The 23,121-nt window shown below is 38.3% G+C and carries 18 protein-coding genes; 17 read left to right on the top strand and 1 reads right to left on the bottom strand.

The features are described 5' to 3' along the window. On the bottom strand, window positions 1-660 hold a 660-nt coding region (locus LACPOB_RS12945; protein ID WP_017867343.1), incomplete at its 3' end, for a GMP reductase. 332 nt (window positions 661-992) lie between these two features. On the opposite strand from LACPOB_RS12945, the gene LACPOB_RS0102940 reads away from it, so the two are divergent. The 17 genes from LACPOB_RS0102940 to ruvB form a co-directional block, all read left to right on the top strand. After that, the gene (locus LACPOB_RS0102940; RefSeq protein WP_017867342.1) at window positions 993-1,505 is read left to right on the top strand and encodes a YbaK/EbsC family protein; all 513 of its coding nucleotides are present in this window, start codon (window positions 993-995) and stop codon (window positions 1,503-1,505) included. A 33-nt stretch (window positions 1,506-1,538) separates the two neighbouring features. After that, window positions 1,539-2,402: a methyltransferase domain-containing protein gene (locus tag LACPOB_RS0102935; RefSeq protein ID WP_017867341.1), complete on the top strand. Its 864-nt coding sequence runs from the start codon at window positions 1,539-1,541 to the stop codon at window positions 2,400-2,402. Between the two features lie 299 nt (window positions 2,403-2,701). Next, a complete protein-coding gene (locus LACPOB_RS0102930) occupies window positions 2,702-3,214 on the top strand; it encodes a tRNA (cytidine(34)-2'-O)-methyltransferase (RefSeq protein WP_017867340.1) in 513 nt (170 codons plus the stop codon). A 460-nt stretch (window positions 3,215-3,674) separates the two neighbouring features. Further along, window positions 3,675-5,972, top strand: coding sequence for a DNA translocase FtsK (locus tag LACPOB_RS0102925; RefSeq protein WP_081607038.1), 2,298 nt, complete (start codon window positions 3,675-3,677; stop codon window positions 5,970-5,972). A gap of 228 nt (window positions 5,973-6,200) precedes the next feature. Continuing rightward, entirely contained in the window at window positions 6,201-7,448 is a 1,248-nt protein-coding gene (yfmF, locus tag LACPOB_RS0102920; RefSeq protein ID WP_040532685.1) for an EF-P 5-aminopentanol modification-associated protein YfmF, read from the top strand. Continuing rightward, window positions 7,448-8,743, top strand: coding sequence for an EF-P 5-aminopentanol modification-associated protein YfmH (gene yfmH, locus LACPOB_RS0102915; RefSeq protein ID WP_017867337.1), 1,296 nt, complete (start codon window positions 7,448-7,450; stop codon window positions 8,741-8,743). The genes yfmF and yfmH overlap by 1 nt, the downstream gene beginning before the upstream one ends. Window positions 8,744-8,796: 53 nt before the next feature. Then, a complete protein-coding gene (gene ymfI / locus LACPOB_RS0102910; protein ID WP_017867336.1) occupies window positions 8,797-9,522 on the top strand; it encodes an elongation factor P 5-aminopentanone reductase in 726 nt (241 codons plus the stop codon). Window positions 9,523-9,609: 87 nt separating this feature from the next. Next, complete coding sequence (locus tag LACPOB_RS0102905) at window positions 9,610-10,659, top strand: helix-turn-helix domain-containing protein (RefSeq protein WP_017867335.1); 1,050 nt, start codon at window positions 9,610-9,612, stop codon at window positions 10,657-10,659. A gap of 18 nt (window positions 10,660-10,677) precedes the next feature. Further along, window positions 10,678-11,265, top strand: a complete 588-nt coding sequence (gene pgsA, locus LACPOB_RS0102900) for a CDP-diacylglycerol--glycerol-3-phosphate 3-phosphatidyltransferase (RefSeq protein ID WP_017867334.1) — start codon at window positions 10,678-10,680, stop codon at window positions 11,263-11,265. A gap of 226 nt (window positions 11,266-11,491) precedes the next feature. After that, complete coding sequence (locus tag LACPOB_RS0102895) at window positions 11,492-12,733, top strand: competence/damage-inducible protein A (protein ID WP_017867333.1); 1,242 nt, start codon at window positions 11,492-11,494, stop codon at window positions 12,731-12,733. 113 nt (window positions 12,734-12,846) lie between these two features. Further along, entirely contained in the window at window positions 12,847-13,956 is a 1,110-nt protein-coding gene (recA, locus tag LACPOB_RS0102890; RefSeq protein ID WP_017867332.1) for a recombinase RecA, read from the top strand. Window positions 13,957-14,283: 327 nt separating this feature from the next. Then, window positions 14,284-15,846 (top strand): ribonuclease Y, encoded by a 1,563-nt coding sequence (rny, locus tag LACPOB_RS0102885; RefSeq protein ID WP_026142717.1) that lies wholly within the window; start codon window positions 14,284-14,286, stop codon window positions 15,844-15,846. Between the two features lie 190 nt (window positions 15,847-16,036). Beyond that, window positions 16,037-16,837, top strand: coding sequence for a TIGR00282 family metallophosphoesterase (locus LACPOB_RS0102880; protein ID WP_017867330.1), 801 nt, complete (start codon window positions 16,037-16,039; stop codon window positions 16,835-16,837). A gap of 21 nt (window positions 16,838-16,858) precedes the next feature. Next, entirely contained in the window at window positions 16,859-19,483 is a 2,625-nt protein-coding gene (gene mutS, locus LACPOB_RS0102875) for a DNA mismatch repair protein MutS (protein ID WP_017867329.1), read from the top strand. A gap of 47 nt (window positions 19,484-19,530) precedes the next feature. After that, window positions 19,531-21,528, top strand: coding sequence for a DNA mismatch repair endonuclease MutL (gene mutL, locus LACPOB_RS0102870; RefSeq protein ID WP_017867328.1), 1,998 nt, complete (start codon window positions 19,531-19,533; stop codon window positions 21,526-21,528). Window positions 21,529-21,622: 94 nt separating this feature from the next. After that, window positions 21,623-22,231, top strand: a complete 609-nt coding sequence (gene ruvA, locus LACPOB_RS0102865; RefSeq protein WP_017867327.1) for a Holliday junction branch migration protein RuvA — start codon at window positions 21,623-21,625, stop codon at window positions 22,229-22,231. 23 nt (window positions 22,232-22,254) lie between these two features. Further along, on the top strand, window positions 22,255-23,121 hold an 867-nt coding region (ruvB, locus tag LACPOB_RS11615), incomplete at its 3' end, for a Holliday junction branch migration DNA helicase RuvB (RefSeq protein ID WP_040532671.1).

The raw sequence follows: 23,121 nt of genomic DNA, 5'->3' as shown, positions 1-23,121 counted from the left end.
CCGGATCGATTTGGCAATGTCACCGTTATTGCGGATCCCGCCGTCAGCGATGATTGGTTTGCTAGCAGCTTTGGCACATAAGCGCACTGCCGCTAACTGCCATCCGCCAGTTCCAAACCCAGTTTTTAATTTAGTTATGCAGGCTTTGCCAGGCCCGATACCGACCTTTGTTGCGTCTGCACCGGCGTTTTCTAGTTCACGTACACCTTCAGGAGTCCCCACGTTGCCTGCGATCACAAAAGAACCGGGTAAATTTTTCTTAATATAACGGATCATGTTGATCACTGAATCAGCATGACCATGTGCGATATCGATGGTGATATATTCGGGAACGAAATCATACTGGCTTAATTGATCGATCAGTTCGTATTCCTCTTGTTTGACACCAACTGAAATAGAAGCAAACAAACCTTGATCATGCATTTTTTTAACAAAGTCATGTCGATTTTCTTTATCAAAACGATGCATAATGTAAAAGTAACCATTCTGTGCTAACCAAATAGCTAAGCGTTCGTCAATGATCGTTGCCATATTAGCCGGAACAACAGGTATTTTAAAAGTCATAGGACCAAACTTAATTGTAGTGTTGGCTTCGGAACGACTTTCAATAATACATTTATTAGGCACGAGCTGGATGTCTTCATAATCAAAAACTGGCATATTTATCCCTCACATTCTGAATTGTGGATCTTTGTTTTGATAATTCGCTATTATACTTTTGTTATTTCCACAAACACCTAAAATTTTACCTAATTAACTTTAAAAAGTCAATTTTTTTGAAAAATAAGTGTTAAATAGTTCGTGTTTTATAAAAAATAACGAAATATAAAGCAACCTCTCACACTTTAAGTTTATGTGAAATGGCGATGTAAGTAAAACAATTAGTGTCTTGATCAACGAGCATCGTAGAATCTTTCACACACAGTGGTGCCCCTTGTTGAAAAGTTTGGTAAATATAATAAAATGTAATTGATAAGGAAGTAGGCGATAAGATGGCTAAAAAGAAAAAACAGCCGAAAAAAACAAATGAAGAACGGATCTTAGATGATAATAAAATTGAATATACCGAGATGCAGTTTGACTGGTTATCTGGTAAAAAAATAGCTCTTGAACAAGTCGCCAAGGCTGGTTTAAAAGAGGAAAGTATTTTAAAGACCATCGTGTGTTTGGGAAGTGATGGACCTAAGGATTATTTAGTAGTTTGTTTACCGATAGTAGGTGAGATTGATTTGAAAATGGTCGCACGTGAACTAGGGAAAAAACAGATACATTTAGCGGACAATAAAAAATTAATCAAAATCACAGGGTATATCCATGGTGCTAACACACCGATCGGTATCCATGCTTTTAAAGAATTTCCAATTTATTTTGACAAGCGAGTGAAAGATTTTTCAGAAGTTTGTGTTTCTGCCGGTAAGGTTGGTCGTTCTGTTCGTCTTTCATTAAGCCAGTTAGTTGAATTAGTTGATGGACAATTTATTAAAGTTTCTGATAAAGAGGTTTGATCGGGTCCGTGGAACAAGAGTATAGGAGAAAAAATGAAAAAAATTGAACAGGCGGCTGCGTTTTTGCGTGAGCATCGTGCACTTTTTAAATGTCCTGTCTGTGGGAACACATTTCTGACAGTTACTGGTCATAGTTTAGAGTGCCAAAATAAGCATAGTTTTGATCTTTCGCGCAAGGGAACATTATATCTGATCACTCACAAGATCAAGAGTGAATATGATAGTGTAGAAATGTGGCAAGCGCGGAGAAGAATGTTGACGCTAGGTTTATTTGACCAGATGGTCCAGGCCATCAATGCAGCCATGCCGACTGATAAGGATTTAAATATTTTAGATATCGGTTCAGGAGAGGGGACAACATCAGCTAAGTTGAAACAGTTACGCAAATCTAATGATACTATGATCGGGATCGATATTTCTAAAAGTGCTGTGAATTTAGCTACATCGTACCAAAATAATAATTTCTCTTGTGTAGCTGATTTAGCAGCCTTGCCATTTACGGACGAGTCTTTTGATTGTATTACAGATATTTTTTCGCCAGCTGCATATCAGGAATTTAAACGTGTTTTACGTCCAGGTGGGCAAATTTATAAAATCATCCCTAATAGTGGTTATTTGAAAGAATTACGTCAGTTGCTGTATCCTCAGGAAAGCGAACACCGAACATATGATAATTCAGCAGTTTTGTCATTGTTTGCAAAAAATTTTCCTAACTACCGGCAACAAGATATTCAATATACTTTTAAATTTCCAGAAAAAGATTTTGCTTCTTTGTTAATGATGACGCCTTTAAATTGGGGAGCTTCAGATGAAATTAAGCAACAAGTCCTGGCTACTCCTTTGAGACAAATAACTGTTGACGTTTCTTTGTTAGTTGCCACTAAGGAAAGTGGTTAAATTAAATAATCAAGTGGTTTGTAAGCATCAAAAGTGAAGGCTCTTGTTACAACAAAAAGCAGACCTTGATTTGTAGGCTTTTTTCACAAAAAAGGTTGCAAATGCTTTAGAATCAATGTTACAGTGATATTAAGATATATGTTGTATGTAGGGGTGCAAAGTCGCTGTTATTTACAAGCGTATTTCATTAACGCAGCCGGTCGCAGTGAATGCACCGAACGGTTGCGCTTTTTTTGTTTTTCATTTCACAAAATAAACCAGGCTAAAAATAGTCTTTGAATCAAAGGAAGGAACTTGTAGTGACTAATCATATCGCTTTATTTGAACCATTAATGCCTGCAAATACTGGAAACATCGCAAGAACTTGTGCAGGAACTAATACTGAATTACATTTAATAGAACCCTTAGGTTTTTCGACCGATGATAAATATTTAAAACGGGCAGGCCTGGATTATTGGGACCATGTTAAGATCACTTATCACAAAAATTTGGTAGACTTTATTGAAAGTATTCCTGATTTAAATCAATTATACTTAGTTTCAAAATTTGCTAAGTATGCATATACTGAGGTAGATTATTCTGATACAAATAAAGATCATTACTTTTTGTTTGGCAAGGAAACGACGGGGTTGCCTGAACCGTTTATGCGGCAGTATCCAGATAAGTGTATTCGTATTCCACAAAATGATGACAATATTAGAGCGTTAAATTTATCTAATTCAGCGGCGATCGTGATTTATGAAGCTGTGCGTCAACAAGGGTTCCCACAGTTAGAAACAACTCACTTGTATGACAATGATAAGTTAAAATAAATTTACATTGATGGTTTGGGACATAACTAGTTGTATGATCCTAAAAGGGCTGTCGGTCTAAACCTATTTGATGGGCTAGATCGATGGCCTTTAAATGTGTTCCAAAAAACTGAAGTCATATTTTATTAATGATCCTTATGCTGGTTTTTCATTTTACTCCGTCCCAAAATGACGCAATGGTTGTTATAAATCGGCTGCCCACATCTTTTGCCTTACTCTAACTTTTTATGTTTTTTGGTAGTTGTTTGGTAAATAAGAGTGCTCGGATTAAAATGGTTAATGGATAGAATAATTTAGGCGTACAAATGTTCTAGTAATGGACATTATGGTATACTAACACAGAAGAATGAAAGAGTAGTACTTTTTGTTTTTGAAGTACTATTTTTTAGAAAGGGATTTGAAATTGGCTATAAGAAAGAGAAAAACAGGCCGTAAACAAACTAAGAAACAAAAACAGCAAATGACTACACGAATCTCCGGTGTGGTGCTGATCGTGTTAAGTTTGGCTGGTGGCTTTCACTTGGGCAATCTAGGGTTATTAGTGGCCAATTGTTTCCGTGTTTTCTTGGGTGATGCGTATCAATTAGGAACATTAATTGTTGTTTTATTAGGGATCTATATGCTGGCTAGTGCCAAAGAACCACATGTGAAAAGAAATTATTTGATTGGTGTGTTGTTACTGATCGCCAGTATTATTTTGTTTTTAACTACTTACTTATTTGGTCGCTTGGACTTACATACGGATTTTTTAGCCGTGACCTGGCAGTATTTAAAAGCTGACATTGTTTCAAATAGTGTCGGTAGCGCTGTAGGCGGTGGTTTATTGGGAGCAACCTTATATCAGGTAACTTACTTTTTGGTTTCTCAGATCGGTAGTTATGTTTGCGCAAGTTTGTTATTAGTATTGGCAGCTTGTGCTGTGTTTAATGTTTCCTTTGGTCAAGTGATCGATTTTTTGGGTCTGATTTTATATCAAATCATTGTATACGGCAAAAAAGTGTACATGTGGATCAGGAAGCTGTTTAAACAAAGTGGTCCGTGGTTAAAAAAGCGTCGTAAAAACTTGCATGATAAAATTCAACAAGATTATTTTGAAGAGCAAAAAGATGGAGAGGTATCAGCAAATGATCCTGGTTTAACTATTACCAGCGATGAAACGTCAGCAAATAAACAACCACAAGATATACAACCAAGTCATGAAGTTACAATTGAAAATGACATTAACGATGATAAAGATCTTCCACCAGCACATGCAACAGATGATCCTGCTTTATGGAATGAAAAAAGCCAACAAAAGATGCAGGAAAATAATCGTGAAAGTCAGTTGAAACCGACTAATCCAGATTATGAGTTGCCGGACTCAAGTTTATTGCAAGATATTGCTCCGGCAGATCAAAGTGCTGAAAAAAAGGCGTTACGTCGTAACCAAGAGGTTTTGAAAAAAACGTTTAAAAGTTTTGGTGTTGACGTTGAGTTAAAAAACACGATCTTAGGACCGTCTGTTACAAAGTATGAACTGCATCCGGCCATCGGGGTGAAAGTTTCTAAAATTGTTAATCTTTCTGACGACTTGGCCTTAGCTTTGGCAGCTAAAGATATTCGGATCGAAGCACCGATCCCTGGTAAACCACTGATCGGCATCGAGGTCCCTAACCAACAAGTCGCTACGATCTCATTTAAAGATGTGATCAGTTCGATGAAGCCTGACCCTAAAAAGCCTTTAGAGGTTCCATTAGGGAGAGATGTTTCCGGTAATTTAGTAACTGCTGATTTATCTAAAATGCCACATCTATTGATTGCTGGTTCAACGGGGAGTGGTAAATCAGTTGCTATTAACGGTATTATTACCAGCATATTGATGAATGATACGCCTGACCAGGTCAAAATGATGTTGGTCGATCCCAAAAAGGTGGAGCTAGGTGTTTATAACGAAGTGCCGCATTTGATCACTCCAGTTGTGACTGATCCCAAAAAAGCTGCACGTGCATTGCATAAATTAGTTTCTGAAATGGAACGGCGGTATGAGTTATTTGCTAATACCGGACAACGTAATATTACTGGCTATAATAAAATGATCAAACGCCAAAATCTGGATCAGAAAACAGACGAGCCTACTTTGCCGTATATAGTAGCGATCGTAGATGAACTATCTGATCTGATGATGGTGGCTTCCAACGAGGTCGAAGATGCAATCATTCGTTTAGCTCAAATGGCACGTGCGGCTGGGATCCATATGATTTTGGCTACACAAAGACCATCAGTTGATGTCATCACTGGTCTGATCAAAGCAAACGTTCCTTCTCGGATGGCTTTTGCCGTTTCTTCGGGTACCGATTCACGGACGATAATCGATTCAACTGGTGCTGAAAAATTATTAGGACGTGGGGATATGTTATTCTTGCCAATGGGAATGAATAAGCCAGTCCGTGTTCAAGGTGCGTTTATTTCAGATAAGGATGTTGAAAATGTTGTTGAATTCGTTAAGGGTCAACAAGCAGCTTCGTATGATTCAGCTATGGAAGTAACTGATGAAGAAGCTAGTGGCTCAGAAAATGATGACGAAGAAGACGAGCTTTTCACAGAAGCAATTGACTTTATTACTAAAGAGCAAAAATGTAGTATTTCGCTTTTACAGCGTAAATTTAAAATTGGATATAATCGTGCTGCACGTATGGTGGATAAAATGGCTGAAAAGGGTTTTGTTGGCCCACAAGAGGGTAGTAAACCCCGACAAGTTTATTTGAAAAAAGAAGAATAAGAGTTGAGCTTACAGGCCGTCTTTAATGTGAAATTGTGATTCACGTTTGAGGCGGCTTTTTATTGTGGAAGATTTTGACATAGATATTTTGTAGGCTAAAATTCAGTTAGGCGTGATAAAAGGTGGTGTTTTTTAATGAGCCGCCGTTGTTTTTATCTCGCTTTTCGACTATGATATAGATTGTATTTCTGACAGATGCAAGAGGAGAATTGATAGTAATTGGAAATAATGGATGGCGTAAATTTAACCCTGAAACCAACGAAAAAATATAAAACTAACCAGATTTTGATCTCGTTTACTACTAATATTAAAAATCAAAAAGAAATCACAGCTCGAACCTTATTGGCAGATTTATTGGAAACGACTAGCTTACATTTACCAACGCAGCGAGATGTTGCCTTAAAGCTTTCTGAATTGTATGGTGCAAGTTTCGGTACATCTGTTAGTCGGTATGGCAACGTGTACGGAGTTAACTTTATCATTAATGTAGTCAACGATGAATATTTGGCAGAGACAACGGAGATTTTAGAAGATACTTTCGCTTTTTTGAATGAAGTCATTTTTTCGCCTCAGATCAAAGATGGTGAATTTGTAGCGGATATTTTTCAGATCCAAAAACAAAATTTACAGGCTTTTTTGGCCTCACTAGATGATAACAAGCAAGGTAAAGCCTTAACTAGGATGAATGCTTTGTATTTTCGTGACCATTTACAACAAATACCTACAGTTGGGCAATTGGAAGACCTTTCTAGTATTACCGCCAACCAAATGGCACAGTATTATCATAAGATGATCACAGAAGATCAAATTAATATTGTAGTTTCAGGAGATGTAACTAAACAACAAGTTAAGTCTGCGCTCAAGATCATGCCTCTTGTTGCACGATCTCATAAACAACTTGATTTAGTCTACTCGCAGCCGGATTCAACCGTAGTAAAGTATAGTGACGAGCGTGAAAATGTCAGCCAAAGTAAGTTGAATTTAGCTTATAATTTGCCGGTCGATCATGACAGTCAGGATCGTTTTGCCGCAATGGTTTTTAATGAGCTTTTTGGAGGTTCCGCTTTATCACTTTTATTTCAAAATGTACGTGAAAAAAACAGCTTAGCTTATTATGCTGAAAGTGATTATGATATCTTCCGCCAGGAATTGTGGGTTCAAACAGGTATTCAGTCTGAAAATAAAGAAAAAGTTATCGATGTAGTTGGTCAACAGTTGTCACAATTACGGCAAGGCAAAATAAAACAGGAACAATTAGATAAGATCAAGGCTTCCATGATCAACAGCTACATTGCACGTTCTGATAGCCAATCAGTTGATTTAAGTAAAGCACTGGCAACGAGTTTAACTGGGGTGTTAACTACACCTAAGCAATGGATCGCAAACATTACAGCGGTTCAGGTTAAAGATATTGCGCGGATCGCAAATTTAGCACATCTGCAAGCAGTATATTTTTTAGACGGGAGACAAGATTAATGTTGCAAAAATACACTTACCCACAGTTTAAAGAAGTTTTGTATCGAACAACCCTTGCTAATGGCTTAACTGTTAATTTGTTACCTCGCCCAGATTTTCATAAGACGTACGCAGTCATGACGACTAATTATGGTTCGATCGATACGAAGTTCACTGATTCACAAGAAAAACAAGTTGATGTGCCTGCTGGAACAGCACATTTTCTTGAACATAAATTATTTGAAAAAGAAGATCATGATGCCTTTGATGTTTTTGGCAAGTATGGTGCAGATGTTAATGCTTTTACAAGTTTTACCAAGACAAGTTTCTTGTTTTCGACCACTGGAAATCTGACAAAATGTTTAGAGTTCTTGCTAGATTTTGTGCAAGAGCCGTATTTTTCAAGTGAAACAGTTGAAAAAGAAAAGGGCATTATTGGTGAAGAAATATCAATGTATGATGATGATCCTGATTGGCAATTGTTTTTTGGCATGTTGGGCAACTTATATCCTCATGATCCTTTAAGTGTAGATATTGCTGGGACAAAAGAAACTATCGCACAAATTGACTCAGAGATTTTATATGCATGCTATAACGAGTTTTATCAACCAGCCAATATGGACCTGTTTGTAGTTGGCGGTTTTAATTTAGCAGATGTTTTGGAAACAATTGAAACTAATCAAGCTAATAAACAATTTATTGAGCGATCATCTATGGTCGATACAACGACTTTCCTAGGAGATTCAGGGGATAACATTTTACCTTTTGTTGAAAAGAAAATGGCTGTTATGCGGCCAAAATCAATGATCGGTATTAAAGGCATGGAACCGGTGCCTGCTAAAAGAACTAGTTTAAAGTATAAGATCGAACTTGAATTAGGCTTATATCTGCTCTTTGGTGAATCTTCGATCTTATTTCAGGAGTTATACCAAAAAGGGATCGTTGATGATTCCTTTAATTATGAATTATCCGTGGAACGCGGTTTTCATTTCGTTGTTATTTCTGGTGATACAACTTATTACGAAAAAATGGAGCATGAAATCTTTTCAACTATCAAAAATGCTGAACAAATCTTGGCGAATTCGAAACGAGAGTTTGAGCTCGCAAAAAAAGAATTTTTGGGTCAATATATCCAAGCACAGAATTCACTTGAAAGCATCGCCAACGGTTATGAAGGTCGGTTATTTGAACACGCGACTTTGTTTGACTATGCTGAGCAAATTCAAAAAATCAGTTTAAGCGACGTGACGGACACTGTCGCTCTATTTTTAAAGCCAGGGGTTATTAGTACATCTAGGATCTTGCCTATAACTTAAGTTTAAGTTGTCTGTGTTGGGGATAGTGATCAAAGTAAAAGGGGATAAGACTTATGCGTTGGGCATTGATTTTGGGGTCATCTGGAGACATTGGGACTCAGACTGCGGTGGATCTGGCAGAAAAGGGATGGTCGTTATATCTGCATTATTATAAAAGCCAAAAAAAGGCCATTGAATTACAGCAACAGTTACACCACGATCATCCGAAACAAGATTTTTTATTAATTCAAGCCGATTTAACGCTGATCGATAGTGTAGAGACTATCAGCCAACAGTTATTTGCATTAGATGCAGTGATATTTGCGCAAGGAACAACAGATTATGGATTGTTTGTCCAAGCTGATCCAGCAGCATTATCTAAGATGTTAAAAATGCAAGTTGAAATTCCACTACATTTAGTTCAGTGTTTGCAAGATAAATTAGCGATGTCAGGACATGGACGGATCGTTTTTGTGGGATCAGTTTATGGTGGTTCTGGTAGTGCGATGGAAGTGGGATACAGCACAGTTAAGGGAGCCTTGAGTGCTTTTGTGGCAGCATACAGCCAAGAAGTTGCTTCTTTGGGCATCACCGCTAATGTAGTTGCTCCTGGTGCAGTTTCGACTAAAATGAATTTAACTTTTACACCACAGGAACGTCAGGAGGTAAGCTCACAGATCCCGGCTGGATATTTTGCCAAACCTAGTGAGATCAGTTATTGGATCTGTTCCATGTTAGACCAACAGGCTAGTTATTTAACGGGACAAACGATCTATGTAACTGGTGGTTGGTTAAAATAATGATTTCTTAATGAAATTAAATAAAATCATATGATATACTAGTACCGTTAAAAGTGTCTAAATATGCAAAGATATGGAGTAATAAAAGTGAGTGAAATCGGACAAACATTAAAAAATGCACGGGTTGATAAGGGCTTGACCTTAGACGATCTACAACAAACAACTAAAATTCAAAAACGTTATTTGATTGCGATCGAAGAAGAAAATTTTGACGCACTTCCAGGTGACTTTTATGTTAAAGCCTTTATTCGAGAGTACGCGGAAACAGTTGATCTTGATGCAGACGAATTGCTTGCTTCGATCGGTAGCGAATTAGACCAACCCAAAGAAGAACCGTCGGAAACAAGCGAGACCGTTTCACGGATGAATTTGCGTGAAAAAAACAAAGAAACTGAGATGACAAGTGGACAAAAGTTTCTAAATTATTTACCAACGATCGTGATCGTAGTAGTTGTTGTAGCAATTATTGGGACTATTTTTGGGGTTTCTTATAATAATAAACGCCAAGCACAAAAATCTGTTGATAATGATGTTGAAGTTTCTTCAGACGTTTCCAGTAGCCAAAAAGTATCTAAGCAAAGTTCACAGAAAACAGCCAAAAAGAAAACTGATTCAAAACAGACCTCTAAGAAAAAGAAAGCTAAGCCAAGCCTAACTTTAACTCAAAATTCAGGTTCAAACTTTACTTACGACTTAAAAAATGCACCTAAGACAAATAAGGTTTCCATGAAAGTTTCTGGCGGAGATGCTTGGAACTCGATTTCAATCGATGGTAGTCAGTCTTGGCAGGGTACATTAGGTGATGGAGAAAATCATTCAGTGGATGTCCCTAAAGGTGCATCAAGTGTTTCGATCCAGTTGGGTAATTCCAAAGCAACATCGATCAAAGTCAACGGTAAAAAGTTCAACTTTTTGAAAGATAATTCTGATCTAACTGTCCGGACGATCACAATTCAGCTCAAGGGTGATTCAGACAGTTCAGATTCTGGTGATGAGACTAGCCAAGGACAAACTGACCGAGGTAATAATACGACTCAAGACCAAGGCCAGGAAAGTACACAACAAAGTACATCAGCTAGCCAGAATAACCAAAATACCGCTAATACAACGACCACTGATAGTGGTGTTAATCAATAACTAAGGAGTGAAATATTTATGAACCTTCCTAATAAATTAACGGTCATTCGGATTGTTCTGATTCCCGTTTTTATTTTAATTTTAGCTTTACCTTTAGACTGGGGGACAGTCACGGCTGTCGGAACGACGATCCCAGTGACAGAATTAGTCGCAGCGATTATTTTTGCAATTGCTTCATTAACCGATTTGGCGGATGGAAAAATTGCACGTAAAAATAATTTAGTGACAAATTTTGGAAAATTTGCTGACCCATTAGCCGATAAAATGCTCGTGATGACAGCTTTTATTTTCTTAGTTTCTTTAGATAAAGCCCCGGCTTGGGTCGTAACTATTATTGTTTGTCGTGAATTGGCTGTGACAGGATTACGTTTGATCGTGGTTGAAAATAACGGTGAAGTTATGGCCGCTGCGATGCCTGGTAAAATTAAGACTACTTCACAGATGTTTTCTATTATTTTCTTATTCTTAAACAACGTCTTTTTTGCCAATATCAATATCCCGCTTGGTGAGATCTTATTGTACATCTGTCTTTTCTTCACGATTTATTCTGGAATCGAGTATTTTTATAATGCACGTGATGTCTTTTCAGATTCATTCGGAAATTAAAATGAATTAAGTCTTAAGGACCACAACCTTGACTGATTTGATGAGCGACTATTTTCGTTGCTAATACCTTAAATCTAGTCATAGCAGGTTGATTGGTTCTTTTTTTATAGTTCTTTTAGTTGGTCTTACTCTAGTGTTATCATAGACTTTAAATAAAATGAAAATTAATAATAACTTTTTGATCAAAATGCGCTTATTTTGCGTAATACTAATTGGAGGTATCAAGATGCATGCAGAAGTAATTGCTGTTGGCACTGAAATGCTACTTGGAGAAATTACTGATACAAATTCTCAGGTTATCAGTGAAGGTTTGGCAGATTTAGGTATCAATGTTTTTTATCATAATTTGGTAGGAGACAACGAGTCGCGAATGGCCGAAGTGATCCGGTTAGCAGCATCACGTAGCGATTTAGTGGTTATTTCTGGTGGCTTGGGTCCCACTCCTGATGACTTGACAAAACAAGTAGTTGCTCGTTACTTAGGGCGTGACCTGATCGTTGATGAAAAAGCGATGACGAAGATAAAAGATTTCTTTGCCAGGCGTGAACGTGACATGACACCAAATAATAAGGTGCAAGCTATGTATATTGATGGTGCCGTATCGTTGCAAAATGAAGTTGGACTGGCAGTCGGTAATTATTATCATGATGAACAAGGGACGGATTTTTTATTATTGCCTGGTCTCCCACATGAAATGAAGTCAATGTTTGAAACGAAGGCAAAACCATTATTAGCGCAACAATATAAAGGGCAGCAAGTGCTAAATTCACGCTTATTACGCTTCTTTGGGATCGGAGAATCTAACTTAGTCACAAAGCTATCAGATTTGATCGAAAAACAAAAAAATCCGACTATTGCTCCGTATGCTAAAGAAAATGAAGTTACTTTGCGTTTAACGGCCTCAGGTTCATCTGATGTAGATGACCAGGAACTACTGGATGAACTAGAAGCAAAAATTCAAAAACGTGTGGGACAATATTTATATGGCCATGGTGAAAATAATAGTTTACCGTCTGTTGTAGTAAATAAATTAAGAAAGCGTGGCTTGACGTTGTCAGCATCAGAAAGTTTAACAGGTGGTAGTTTTCAAGCAGCAATAACCGCGATCCCCGGAGCATCTAATGTTTTTCCCGGAGGTTTTGTTACCTATGCTGCTGAACAAAAAGAACAACTACTCCACATTGACCCTAAGCTGATCGAACAATATGGAGTTGTCAGTGAAGAAACTGCTGGCGCCATGGCTGAACAGACACGTCAGATCATCAAGACAGATTATGCTGTTTCTTTCACTGGGGCTGCAGGTCCTGACCCATTAGAAGGACAATCAGCTGGGACTGTGTGGATCGGATTAGCAGGTAAAGACATGCCGACACGAGCTAAACTCTATCATTTTCCGTATGATCGCCAAAGGGTGCGAAGTAGTGCGGTCATGACAGGTTTTGGATTGTTAAATGATGTTTTAGGTTAATATTTTTCAAACATTCGTTCGATTTTTCTTGCGTTTTGCAGCGAAAATCAGTATGATAAGTGTACGATAGTAATCGAAAATTGCTGAAATATGCAATAAGGAGGAACTTGATTGTGGCTGATGAAAGACAAGCGGCATTAGATGCTGCGTTAAAAAAAATTGAAAAAAACTTCGGTAAAGGCTCAATTATGCGAATGGGTGATAAAGCTGATACTCAGATCTTAACTATTCCAAGCGGTTCATTAGCTTTAGATGAAGCTTTAGGGGTGGGTGGTTACCCACGTGGACGGATCGTTGAGATCTATGGACCAGAAAGTTCTGGTAAAACTACAGTCGCTTTACATGCTGTTGCAGAAGTGCAAGCTCAAGGTGGAACAGCTGCTTATATTGATGCAGAAAATGCTTTAGATCCCGTTTATGCAAGTGCTTTAGGTGTAAATATCGATGATCTTTTGCTGTCACAGCCTGATACAGGTGAACAAGGTTTGGAAATTGCTGATGCCTTGGTTTCTTCAGGGGCAGTGGATATCGTGGTTGTCGATTCAGTTGCTGCTTTGGTACCTCGGGCTGAAATCGAAGGTGAAATGGGCGACGCGCATGTTGGTTTGCAAGCTCGTTTAATGTCACAGGCTTTGAGAAAACTTTCAGGAACGATCAATAAAACGAAAACAATTGCTTTATTTATCAATCAGATCCGTGAAAAAGTCGGGGTGATGTTCGGTAATCCAGAAACTACTCCTGGTGGACGTGCATTGAAGTTTTATTCAACGATTCGTTTGGAAATTAGGCGTGCTGAACAAATTAAGGACGGCTCTGATATCGTGGGGAACCGTGTCCGGATCAAAGTTGTTAAAAATAAGGTCGCTCCACCATTTAGAAAAGCAGAAGTTGATATTATGTATGGTGAAGGGATCTCCAAGACAGGTGAATTGATCGATATGGCGGTTGAAAAAGACATCGTACACAAGAGTGGTTCTTGGTTCTCGTACGGTGAAGAACGTATCGGTCAGGGACGTGAAAACGCCAAGAAATATATGTCTAATCATACTGAAATGATGAATGAAGTTACTACTAAAGTGCGTCAGGCATATGGTATTGCTGATGAAAATAGTGATGGAAATAAGTCAGGGAATAAAAAGGATAAAAAAGACCAACTTGATTTGGATTTGAAAAATGGGTCTAAAGATAGCAAGGACAAAACCAAAAAACCAGCTAAAAAATAAATTTTGACTGAGTTGAAATAAAAATGTCAATTACATGGTGTTTATCCAGGCTTGATAGTTTGTAAAACACAAGTGTAATTGGTATTTTTTTACCTATAAAATTTAGTGGGTTTATAAAAATCCGGGTTAAAACAACTAAAAAATGATTTATTTATCAGTTAAAAGACTCAGTTAAACGAAGATAAAATATTTGACGTCCCGATAGTTATTGACAGAGGTAGTCTGTAAACATTAGAATAGTAATGTGTGCATGAGTATTAAGCATCTTATTGACGCAATTGTTGAATTTTAAATAAATAAAATTTAACGATGCGGAGGTGCAATTTGATTAACATATTTATTATCCTCGTCATCGCTATTTTGGCTTTGTTGATAGGTTTCGCAAGTGGTTTTTCTTACCGTAAAAATTCTTACAAGAAATCACTTGATAGTGCGACACAGACGGCCGATGGGATTCTTGCTAACGCAAAAAAAGAAGCGGAAGCCCTCAAGAAAGAAACTCTTATTGAAGCAAAAGAGGAAAGCCATAAGTATCGCAGCGAAATAGAAAATGAACTCAAGGACAGACGCTCTGAAGTTCAAAAGCAGGAAAACCGGATGCTCGCGCGTGAAGAAAACTTGGATCGAAAAGATTCGAACATAGAGAAACGTGAACATGTGCTTGAACAAAAAGAAAAGCAGTTAGATTCTATGCAGAGTGACCTTGACAAAAAACATCAAGAAGTCTCATCATTGATCACACAGCAACAAGATAAACTTGAAGAAGTTGCGGCTTTGACTAAAGATCAAGCTAAAGAATTGATTTTAGAACAAACTAAATCAAGTTTGGATCATGAAATGGCAGTGATGATCAAAGATAGCGAGGAACAGGCTAAAGTAAGTGCTGATAAAACGGCAAAAGTATTGATTGCGGAAGCGATTCAACGTAGTGCAGCCGACACAGTTTCGGAAACAACTGTTTCTGTAGTAAATTTGCCTAATGATGAAATGAAAGGGCGGATCATTGGGCGTGAAGGGCGTAACATCCGTACACTTGAAACTTTGACTGGAATTGATCTTATCATTGATGATACTCCAGAAGCAGTTGTTTTGAGTGGCTTTGATCCAATTCGACGTGAAATAGCCAAAATCGCTTTAGAAAAACTGATTCAGGATGGACGGATCCATCCGGCACGAATCGAAGAGATGGTTGAAAAAGCTACTAAAGAGATGGACTCGAAGGTACGTGAAACCGGCGAAGAAGCAATTTTTGATTTAGGTTTACATTCGATGCATCCTGATTTGATTAAGATCGTAGGTCGGTTAAGTTACCGCACAAGTTATGGTCAAAATGTTTTGGATCATTCAATTGAGGTTGCTAAATTAGCTGGTGTCATGGCTAGTGAGCTAGGTGAAGATGTTACTCTTGCTAAACGTGCTGGTTTATTACATGATATTGGTAAAGCCGTCGACCATGAGGTTGAAGGTTCTCACGTTGAGATCGGGGTCGAGTTGGCGAAGAAGTATAACGAAAGCAAGGCTGTCGTGAATACCATTGCTTCTCACCACGGTGATGTGGAAGCTGGCTCGGTCATTGCGGTACTTGTTGCTGCGGCTGACGCAGTTTCTGCTGCTCGCCCAGGTGCACGCAGCGAATCATTAGAAAACTATATCCATCGTTTGGAAAAACTCGAATCGATCTCAAATAACTTTGAGGGAGTTAAAAAGAGTTATGCTATTCAAGCCGGCCGTGAGGTTCGTGTCATAGTTAAACCTGATAAGATCAATGATGCCAAAACAACGATCTTGGCAAGAGATATTAAAAATCAGATCGAATCTGAAATGGAATATCCTGGTCATATCAAGGTCACAGTAATTCGTGAAACGCGTGCGATCGAATACGCTAAATAAAGCACTAAAAGCTGAAAGTAAACCGAAAATCGGTGCTTTCGGCTTTTTTAGTTCTAAAATCAAATCATAGATTTTAATTAATTTAATTTGAAGTAGGTCGTAGCGATGAGTATGTGTGCACATTTGACTGTAAAAATGGTAAAATTAACTTTAACTGAATTGTGAAGAAAACAAAAAGAGGAGACAAATAATGCGGATCTTATTTATCGGCGATGTGATGGGTGAGCCAGGGCAAGATATGTTTGTAGAAACAGTCCCTGTTTTAAAGCGGAGCTTACACCCTCAATTAACGATCGCCAATGGCGAAAATGCCACACGTGGGCGCGGTATCAATGAAACGGTATATAAAAAATTACTGAAAGCTGGGGCCGACGTGATCACCATGGGGAACCATACTTGGGACAACCGGGAGATCCAAGATTTTATTTCTTCTACCAAGAAATTGATTCGACCGGCAAATTTTTCTGCTGGTCAAGTTCCCGGAATGGGGCATACGATAGTTAATGTTAATGGTGTCAAAGTTGGTGTCTTAAACATTCAAGGTCGTGTGTTTATGAATCCTTCAGATGATCCATTTGCTGTTGCTGAAGGTTTGATATCAAAATTAGAAAAAGAAGTTAATGTGATTTTTGTTGATTTTCATGGCGAAGCAACCAGTGAAAAAGAAGCATTTGCTTGGAATTTTGACGGGCGAGTTTCTGCTGTAATAGGGACCCATACACATGTTCAAACAAATGATGCGCGAATTTTACCTGGCGGAACTGCTTTTTTGTCCGATGTTGGTTTTACTGGGCCTTATGACGGGATCTTGGGCATGCGACGTAATAGTGTGATCAGTCGTTTTAAAAATCAGATGCCAACTCGTTTTGAAGTTGAAACAGACGGGCAACAAGCACTAGGTGCAATTATGATCGATGTAGATGATAGAACTGGTCGTGCTAAAAAAATCAAAAATATTCGGGTAGATCCAGATCATCCATATATGGAATAAAATAAGAAGGAGGAACTGTTAATGCCACAAAAAACCAAAAAAACACCAATGATGGAACAGTATATGAAGGTCAAAGAGCAGTATCCTGATGCCTTCTTATTTTATCGGTTAGGTGATTTTTATGAAATGTTTTATGATGACGCTGTTAAGGGCTCACAAATCCTAGAATTGACATTGACTTCACGGAACCGGAATGCCAGTGATCCGATTCCGATGTGTGGTGTGCCCCACCATGCAGCACAAAATTATATTGACATTTTAGTTGATCAAGGCTATAAAGTTGCCATCTGTGAGCAAATGGAAGATCCTAAGTTGACTAAAGATATGGTCAAACGAGAAGTGATCCAATTGGTTACTCCAGGGACTTTGATCGATGATAAGGCTGGCGAAGCTAAAGAAAATAATTATCTAACAGCTGTTCATGAAAAAGACGGTAAATTCGGTTTTGCTTATACTGACTTATCAACAGGTGAATTAAAAACCGCCAAACTTGATAGTGTTGATTCTTTGATCAATGAAATGCTAAGTCTACGGACTAAAGAAGTGGTAGTCGATCAAACTGTCACAAAACAAACGCTCGCAGCTTTTGCGAATTTAAAGATCTTGCTGTCACATCAAGATGAAGTCGAAGATAAATCAGAGGTGTCCTATGCAACTCAAGATCTGACCAATGAACTAGAGTTAAGTGTCGTGCGTCATTTAGTATCATACTTAGAAGTGACACAAAAAAGAGCCTTGGCACATATCCAAAAAGCTATTCATTACGAGCCAACACAATATTTGAAATTAGAACATCGAGTCAAACGAAATTTAGAATTATTAGAAAATTCACGGACACATAAAAAGTCAGGTACACTTTTGTGGTTGTTAGATAAAACAAAAACGGCAATGGGCGGTCGGTTGTTAAAACAGTGGATCGATCGTCCTTTATTAAATAAAGATGGTATTTTGGAACGTCAAAATATAGTCCAAGTTTTGTTAGACAATTATTTTGAGAGATCTGGTTTACAAGAGGAATTATCACAGGTCTATGACCTAGAACGTTTGGCAGGACGAGTTGCATTTGGTAACGTTAATGGACGTGACCTGATCCAACTTATGACTTCTTTGCAGCATATACCACAAATCAAGTATATCTTGGAACAGTTAAATGATGGTCAACTAGATAATCTATTAAACCAATTAGACCCAGTGGAAGAAGTTGCTGATCTGATCGAAACTGCGATCGTGGATGAACCCCCGATTTCAGTTACGGATGGTAATTTGATACGTGAAGGGTATAATTCTCAACTTGATGAATATAATGATGCTTTAAATAATGGTCAAAAGTGGTTGGCCGAATTGGAAGCCAAAGAGCGACAAGAAACAGGCATTAATAACTTAAAAATTGGGTACAATAAGGTATTTGGTTATTATATCGAAGTTTCAAAGGGAAACATTCCAAAGCTACCAGAAGGCCGTTATCAGCGCAAACAGACTTTGGTCAATGCTGAACGTTTTATTACACCTGAGTTGAAAGAAAAAGAAGCTATGATCTTAGGGGCGCAAAGTAAAGCAGCTGATTTAGAGTATCAGTTGTTTATTGACATTCGTGAGCAAATCAAAGATCGAATTCAACGTTTGCAAAAATTGGCGGGTGCTGTCGCTAAGTTGGATGTTTTACAAAGCTTTGCTGTCGTTAGTGAAGATGGACATTTTGTGCGTCCTGAATTTGTTAGTGGTCATGATATTAAGATCACGCAAGGTTGGCATCCAGTAGTTCAAAAAGTGATGGGTAAACAAAGTTATGTTCCTAATGATATTTCGATGCCTGATGAGTTAACTATCTTATTGATCACAGGACCAAATATGTCTGGTAAAAGTACGTATATGCGTCAATTAGCTTTAACCGTTATTATGGCGCAGCTAGGTTGTTTTGTTCCAGCGCAAAGTGCAAAGATGCCGTTATTTGACCAAATATTTACGCGAATTGGGGCAGCTGATGATTTGATCTCTGGTGAATCAACTTTCATGGTTGAAATGATGGAGGCAAATGAAGCATTAAAAAATGCGACCCCCAATAGTTTATTGCTATTTGATGAGATCGGTCGAGGGACGGCAACTTATGATGGTATGGCATTGGCACAAGCGATCATTGAATATGTGCATGATAAAGTACAAGCAAAAACATTATTTTCAACGCATTACCACGAATTAACTGATTTAGAAAATGAATTAACTAACTTAAAGAATATTCACGTTGGAGCAGTTGAAAAAAATGGTGAATTGGTATTCTTGCATCAAATGCAAGCCGGTCCTGCTGATCGGTCGTATGGAGTACATGTTGCTAAGTTAGCTGGTTTACCAGATAGTTTGTTGAAAAATGCGGCGCAGATCTTGGCAAATTTAGAACAAGAAGAACAAAAATTGCCACAGCCACAAGCGACTGAAGTTGTGGAAAGTCAAGAAAAGATCTCTGCAGAAAAGCCCGCTGATCCGCAAACAGACCAGCAACTGTCATTGTTTAGTGAGCCAGACCCAAACACGACACCAGTAGATGCGAAAGTTGTGGGGGAATTGAAAAATGCCAATTTAATGTCGATGACACCCATGGAAGTTATGAACGCTGTCTACAAGTGGCAGAGTCGTTTGAATAAGAAAAAATAAATCATGGTAGTGACTACTCAGTATTTTGTTGAGAAAGGAGAAAACTTATGACCGAAATTCATCAACTCGACTCAATTTTAGCAGACCAAATTTCTGCTGGTGAAGTTGTGGAACGACCTGCTTCCGTGGTAAAAGAGTTGGTCGAAAATTCAATTGATGCAGGTAGTTCACAAATTGATATTGTAGTTGAGGATGCAGGTCTCAAGTCGATTCAAGTCATTGATAATGGTCGGGGAATCCCGGTTGACGAAATTGAAATGGCCTTTCGCCGTCATGCAACTAGTAAAATTGCAAGTCGGCAAGATCTCTTTCAAATCGTGACTTTAGGTTTTCGGGGTGAGGCTTTACCAAGCATCGTATCGGTTTCTGATGTGGTGATGGAGACTGCGACTGAGGGAAAACCAGGCACTAAGGTCCATTTAAAAGGCGGCAAGATCATTGATAAGCAGATTTCTGAAAGTCGACGTGGGACCAAAGTGAGAGTAGATAACCTTTTTTTCAATACACCAGCCCGGTTGAAATACTTAAGCTCAATACAAACTGAATTATCTGCGATCACGGATATTGTGAACCGTTTGGCACTAAGCCACACTGATATTGCTTTTTCTTTACTAAGTAATGGTCGCGAATTATTGCACACGGCAGGCAACGGTAATTTAAAGCAAGTGATCAGTGCGATCTATGGAATAAATGTGGCGCGTCAAATGGTTTTTTTTGAGCAAGAAAATAATGATTTTAAGGTGCAAGGTTATATTTCCTTACCTAAATTAACGCGTGCTTCACGTAACTATATGAGCTTCTTATTAAATGGCAGGTATGTTAAAAATAACCATTTAAGTAAAGCGTTAGTGCAAGGCTATGGATCTAAATTGATGGTTGGGCGCTATCCGATCGCTGTGATCTCGCTTCGCTCAGATCCAATATTGGTTGATGTGAATGTTCATCCCACTAAACAGGAAGTGAAGATCAGTAAGGAACAAGAACTATGTGACTTGTTGTCGCAAAGCGTTTATCAACGGATCGCTCAAGAAAACTTGATCCCAGATGCTTTAAAAAATATGCATAGTGGTCAACGTCAAACGACTAAAAGTAAGCAACTTGATTTTGGCTTAAATGAAAGTTCACCTAGGTATGATTTCCAGCAAAAGGAAAGACCAAATAAAAAGGATGTCCTTGATGCTTTAATGGGCGGTAAAGATTCTGCGAATAAAACGGATAAGACAGATAAAATTGACAATCCAGTTAAACCTGACGTTAAGCCATTGATGATCAGTAATGTGAATGACTTGGATTCTGTGGCAGTTAAAAACTGGGACGCTAAGTATCAGCCAGAAAAAACTACAGAAGAAACGGATACAAAAGATGCTTCAATTAGCGAAAATAGCGCAGAGATCTCACCCAGTATTGATGAAAACCAACACACAGAAAAGGCAGAGTTTCCACCATTAAATTATTTTGGCCAAATGCATGGAACATTTTTATTTGCGGAATCTGACGATGGTTTTTATATCGTTGATCAGCATGCTGCTCAAGAAAGGGTCAAGTATGAATATTATCGAGAACAGATCGGTCAAGTTTCAGATGATCAACAAAATTTATTGTTGCCGATCATTTTATCTTATCCAGTCAATGATGCGCTAAGGATCCAACAAAATAAGTCTAAATTATCTAAAGTTGGGCTATATTTAGAAGACTTTGGACAAAATACTTTTGCGATCCACCAGCATCCGACATGGTTTAAAAAGGGACAAGAAGAATCGATCGTCAAGGAAATGATCGATTATATTTTAGAAGATAATAAATTATCAGTTGCTAAGTTTAGAGAAAAAACAGCGATCATGATGAGTTGTAAAAGGTCAATCAAGGCTAATCATCATTTAGACGAAAAACAAGCTCGTTCACTTCTAAAACAATTACGGCAATGTGAAAATCCCTATAATTGTCCACATGGCAGGCCGACTTTAGTACACTTTACAACGGCCGATATGGAGCATATGTTCAAACGGATCCAAGATCCACATGGAGGACATGATATTTTAGAATAAAGAACTCGGCAATTAGATGATTCTGACTAGAAAAATTTTCTAACTGGTCAATGTCGAGAATAAATTAAGTAAATAATAGAACTGAGGATCTAATATGTATGAATATTTTATTGGTTTGATCACTAGTGTGACGCCGCATTATATTGTACTTGAAGTAAATGGGATCGGTTATCAGTTAAATGTGGCTAACCCATTTAGTTTTACGGTCGATCGTGACAATAAGCAGCAGTTATATATCTATCAAGCAGTCAGAGAAAATGATGTCAGTTTGTTTGCTTTTAAAGACTATCAAGAAAAACAGCTGTTTTTGAAATTGATCAGTGTGTCTGGAATTGGTCCTAAAAGTGCTTTGGCGATCTTAGCAAATGAAGATCATTCTGGATTGGTCAACGCCATTGACTCGAATGATGAATCGTATTTGACGAAATTTCCAAGTATTGGTAAAAAGACAGCCAAACAGATCATTTTAGATTTGAAAGACAAAATGACCGATCTTTCAACACAAACACCAATGATCGATGACCAATTACAGCTCGGACAAAAAGATGATCCAGTCTATTTGAAGGAAAGTCTGGAAGCTTTATTAGCTTTAGGTTATACCAAAGCTGAAGTAAAACGAGTCGGCAAGAAATTACGTGAGTTTGACGGAACTTCAACTGATCAATATTTACGACAGGCGTTGAAACTGTTAATGAAAAAATAGTATAGTAAAGGAGGTTCGCACTTATGGATGAAGATGAGCGGATAATTTCAGGCGAGAGTAGTGGCAGTGCTGAAGATCAAACAGAGTTAAGTTTACGTCCACGCACATTGAGCCAATATATTGGTCAAGAAAAAATCAAGCAAGAAGTCGCGGTTTATATCAAAGCGGCCAAAAAACGTGAAGAGCCGCTAGATCATGTGTTGCTTTACGGACCTCCGGGTTTAGGTAAAACAACTTTGGCGGGAGTAATTGCCAATGAGATGGCGGTTAATTTTAAAACAACTAGTGGGCCAGCAATTGAAAAGCCAGGAGATCTAGTTGCTTTGTTAAATGAACTGCAACCTGGCGATATTTTATTTATCGATGAGATCCATCGTTTGCCGAAAAATGTAGAAGAAATTTTATATTCAGCAATGGAGGACTTTTATATTGATATCGTTGTGGGACAAGATGCGACGGCACATCCGGTCCATTTTCCACTACCACCATTCACATTGGTTGGCGCAACGACTCGGGCCGGTCTTTTATCGGCACCTTTGCGCGCACGTTTCGGGATCGTCGAGCATATGAACTATTATACAAAAGACGAATTGACCGAAGTTGTTTTACGGTCGGCTGCTGTTTTTAATACAAAGATCGATCCATTAGGAGCACAAGAGATCGCTCGTCGTTCGCGAGGAACACCACGTGTTTCTAATCGGCTTTTAAAACGGGTCAGAGATTTTGCACAAGTTGCACAAAAGGATAGCATCGACAAGGAGATCGTTGATTATGCTTTGCGTTTATTGCAAGTTGATGAGCATGGTTTAGATGAGACTGATCGTAAAATGTTAGAAACAATGATCGAATTATACGATGGTGGTCCAGTTGGTTTAGCCACAATTGCAGCT

This window comes from Ligilactobacillus pobuzihii E100301 = KCTC 13174, from assembly GCF_000349725.1.
Classification (GTDB): domain Bacteria; phylum Bacillota; class Bacilli; order Lactobacillales; family Lactobacillaceae; genus Ligilactobacillus; species Ligilactobacillus pobuzihii.
The sequence above is the reverse complement of the archived record's forward strand: the minus strand, read 5'-3'. Positions and strand labels throughout refer to the sequence as shown.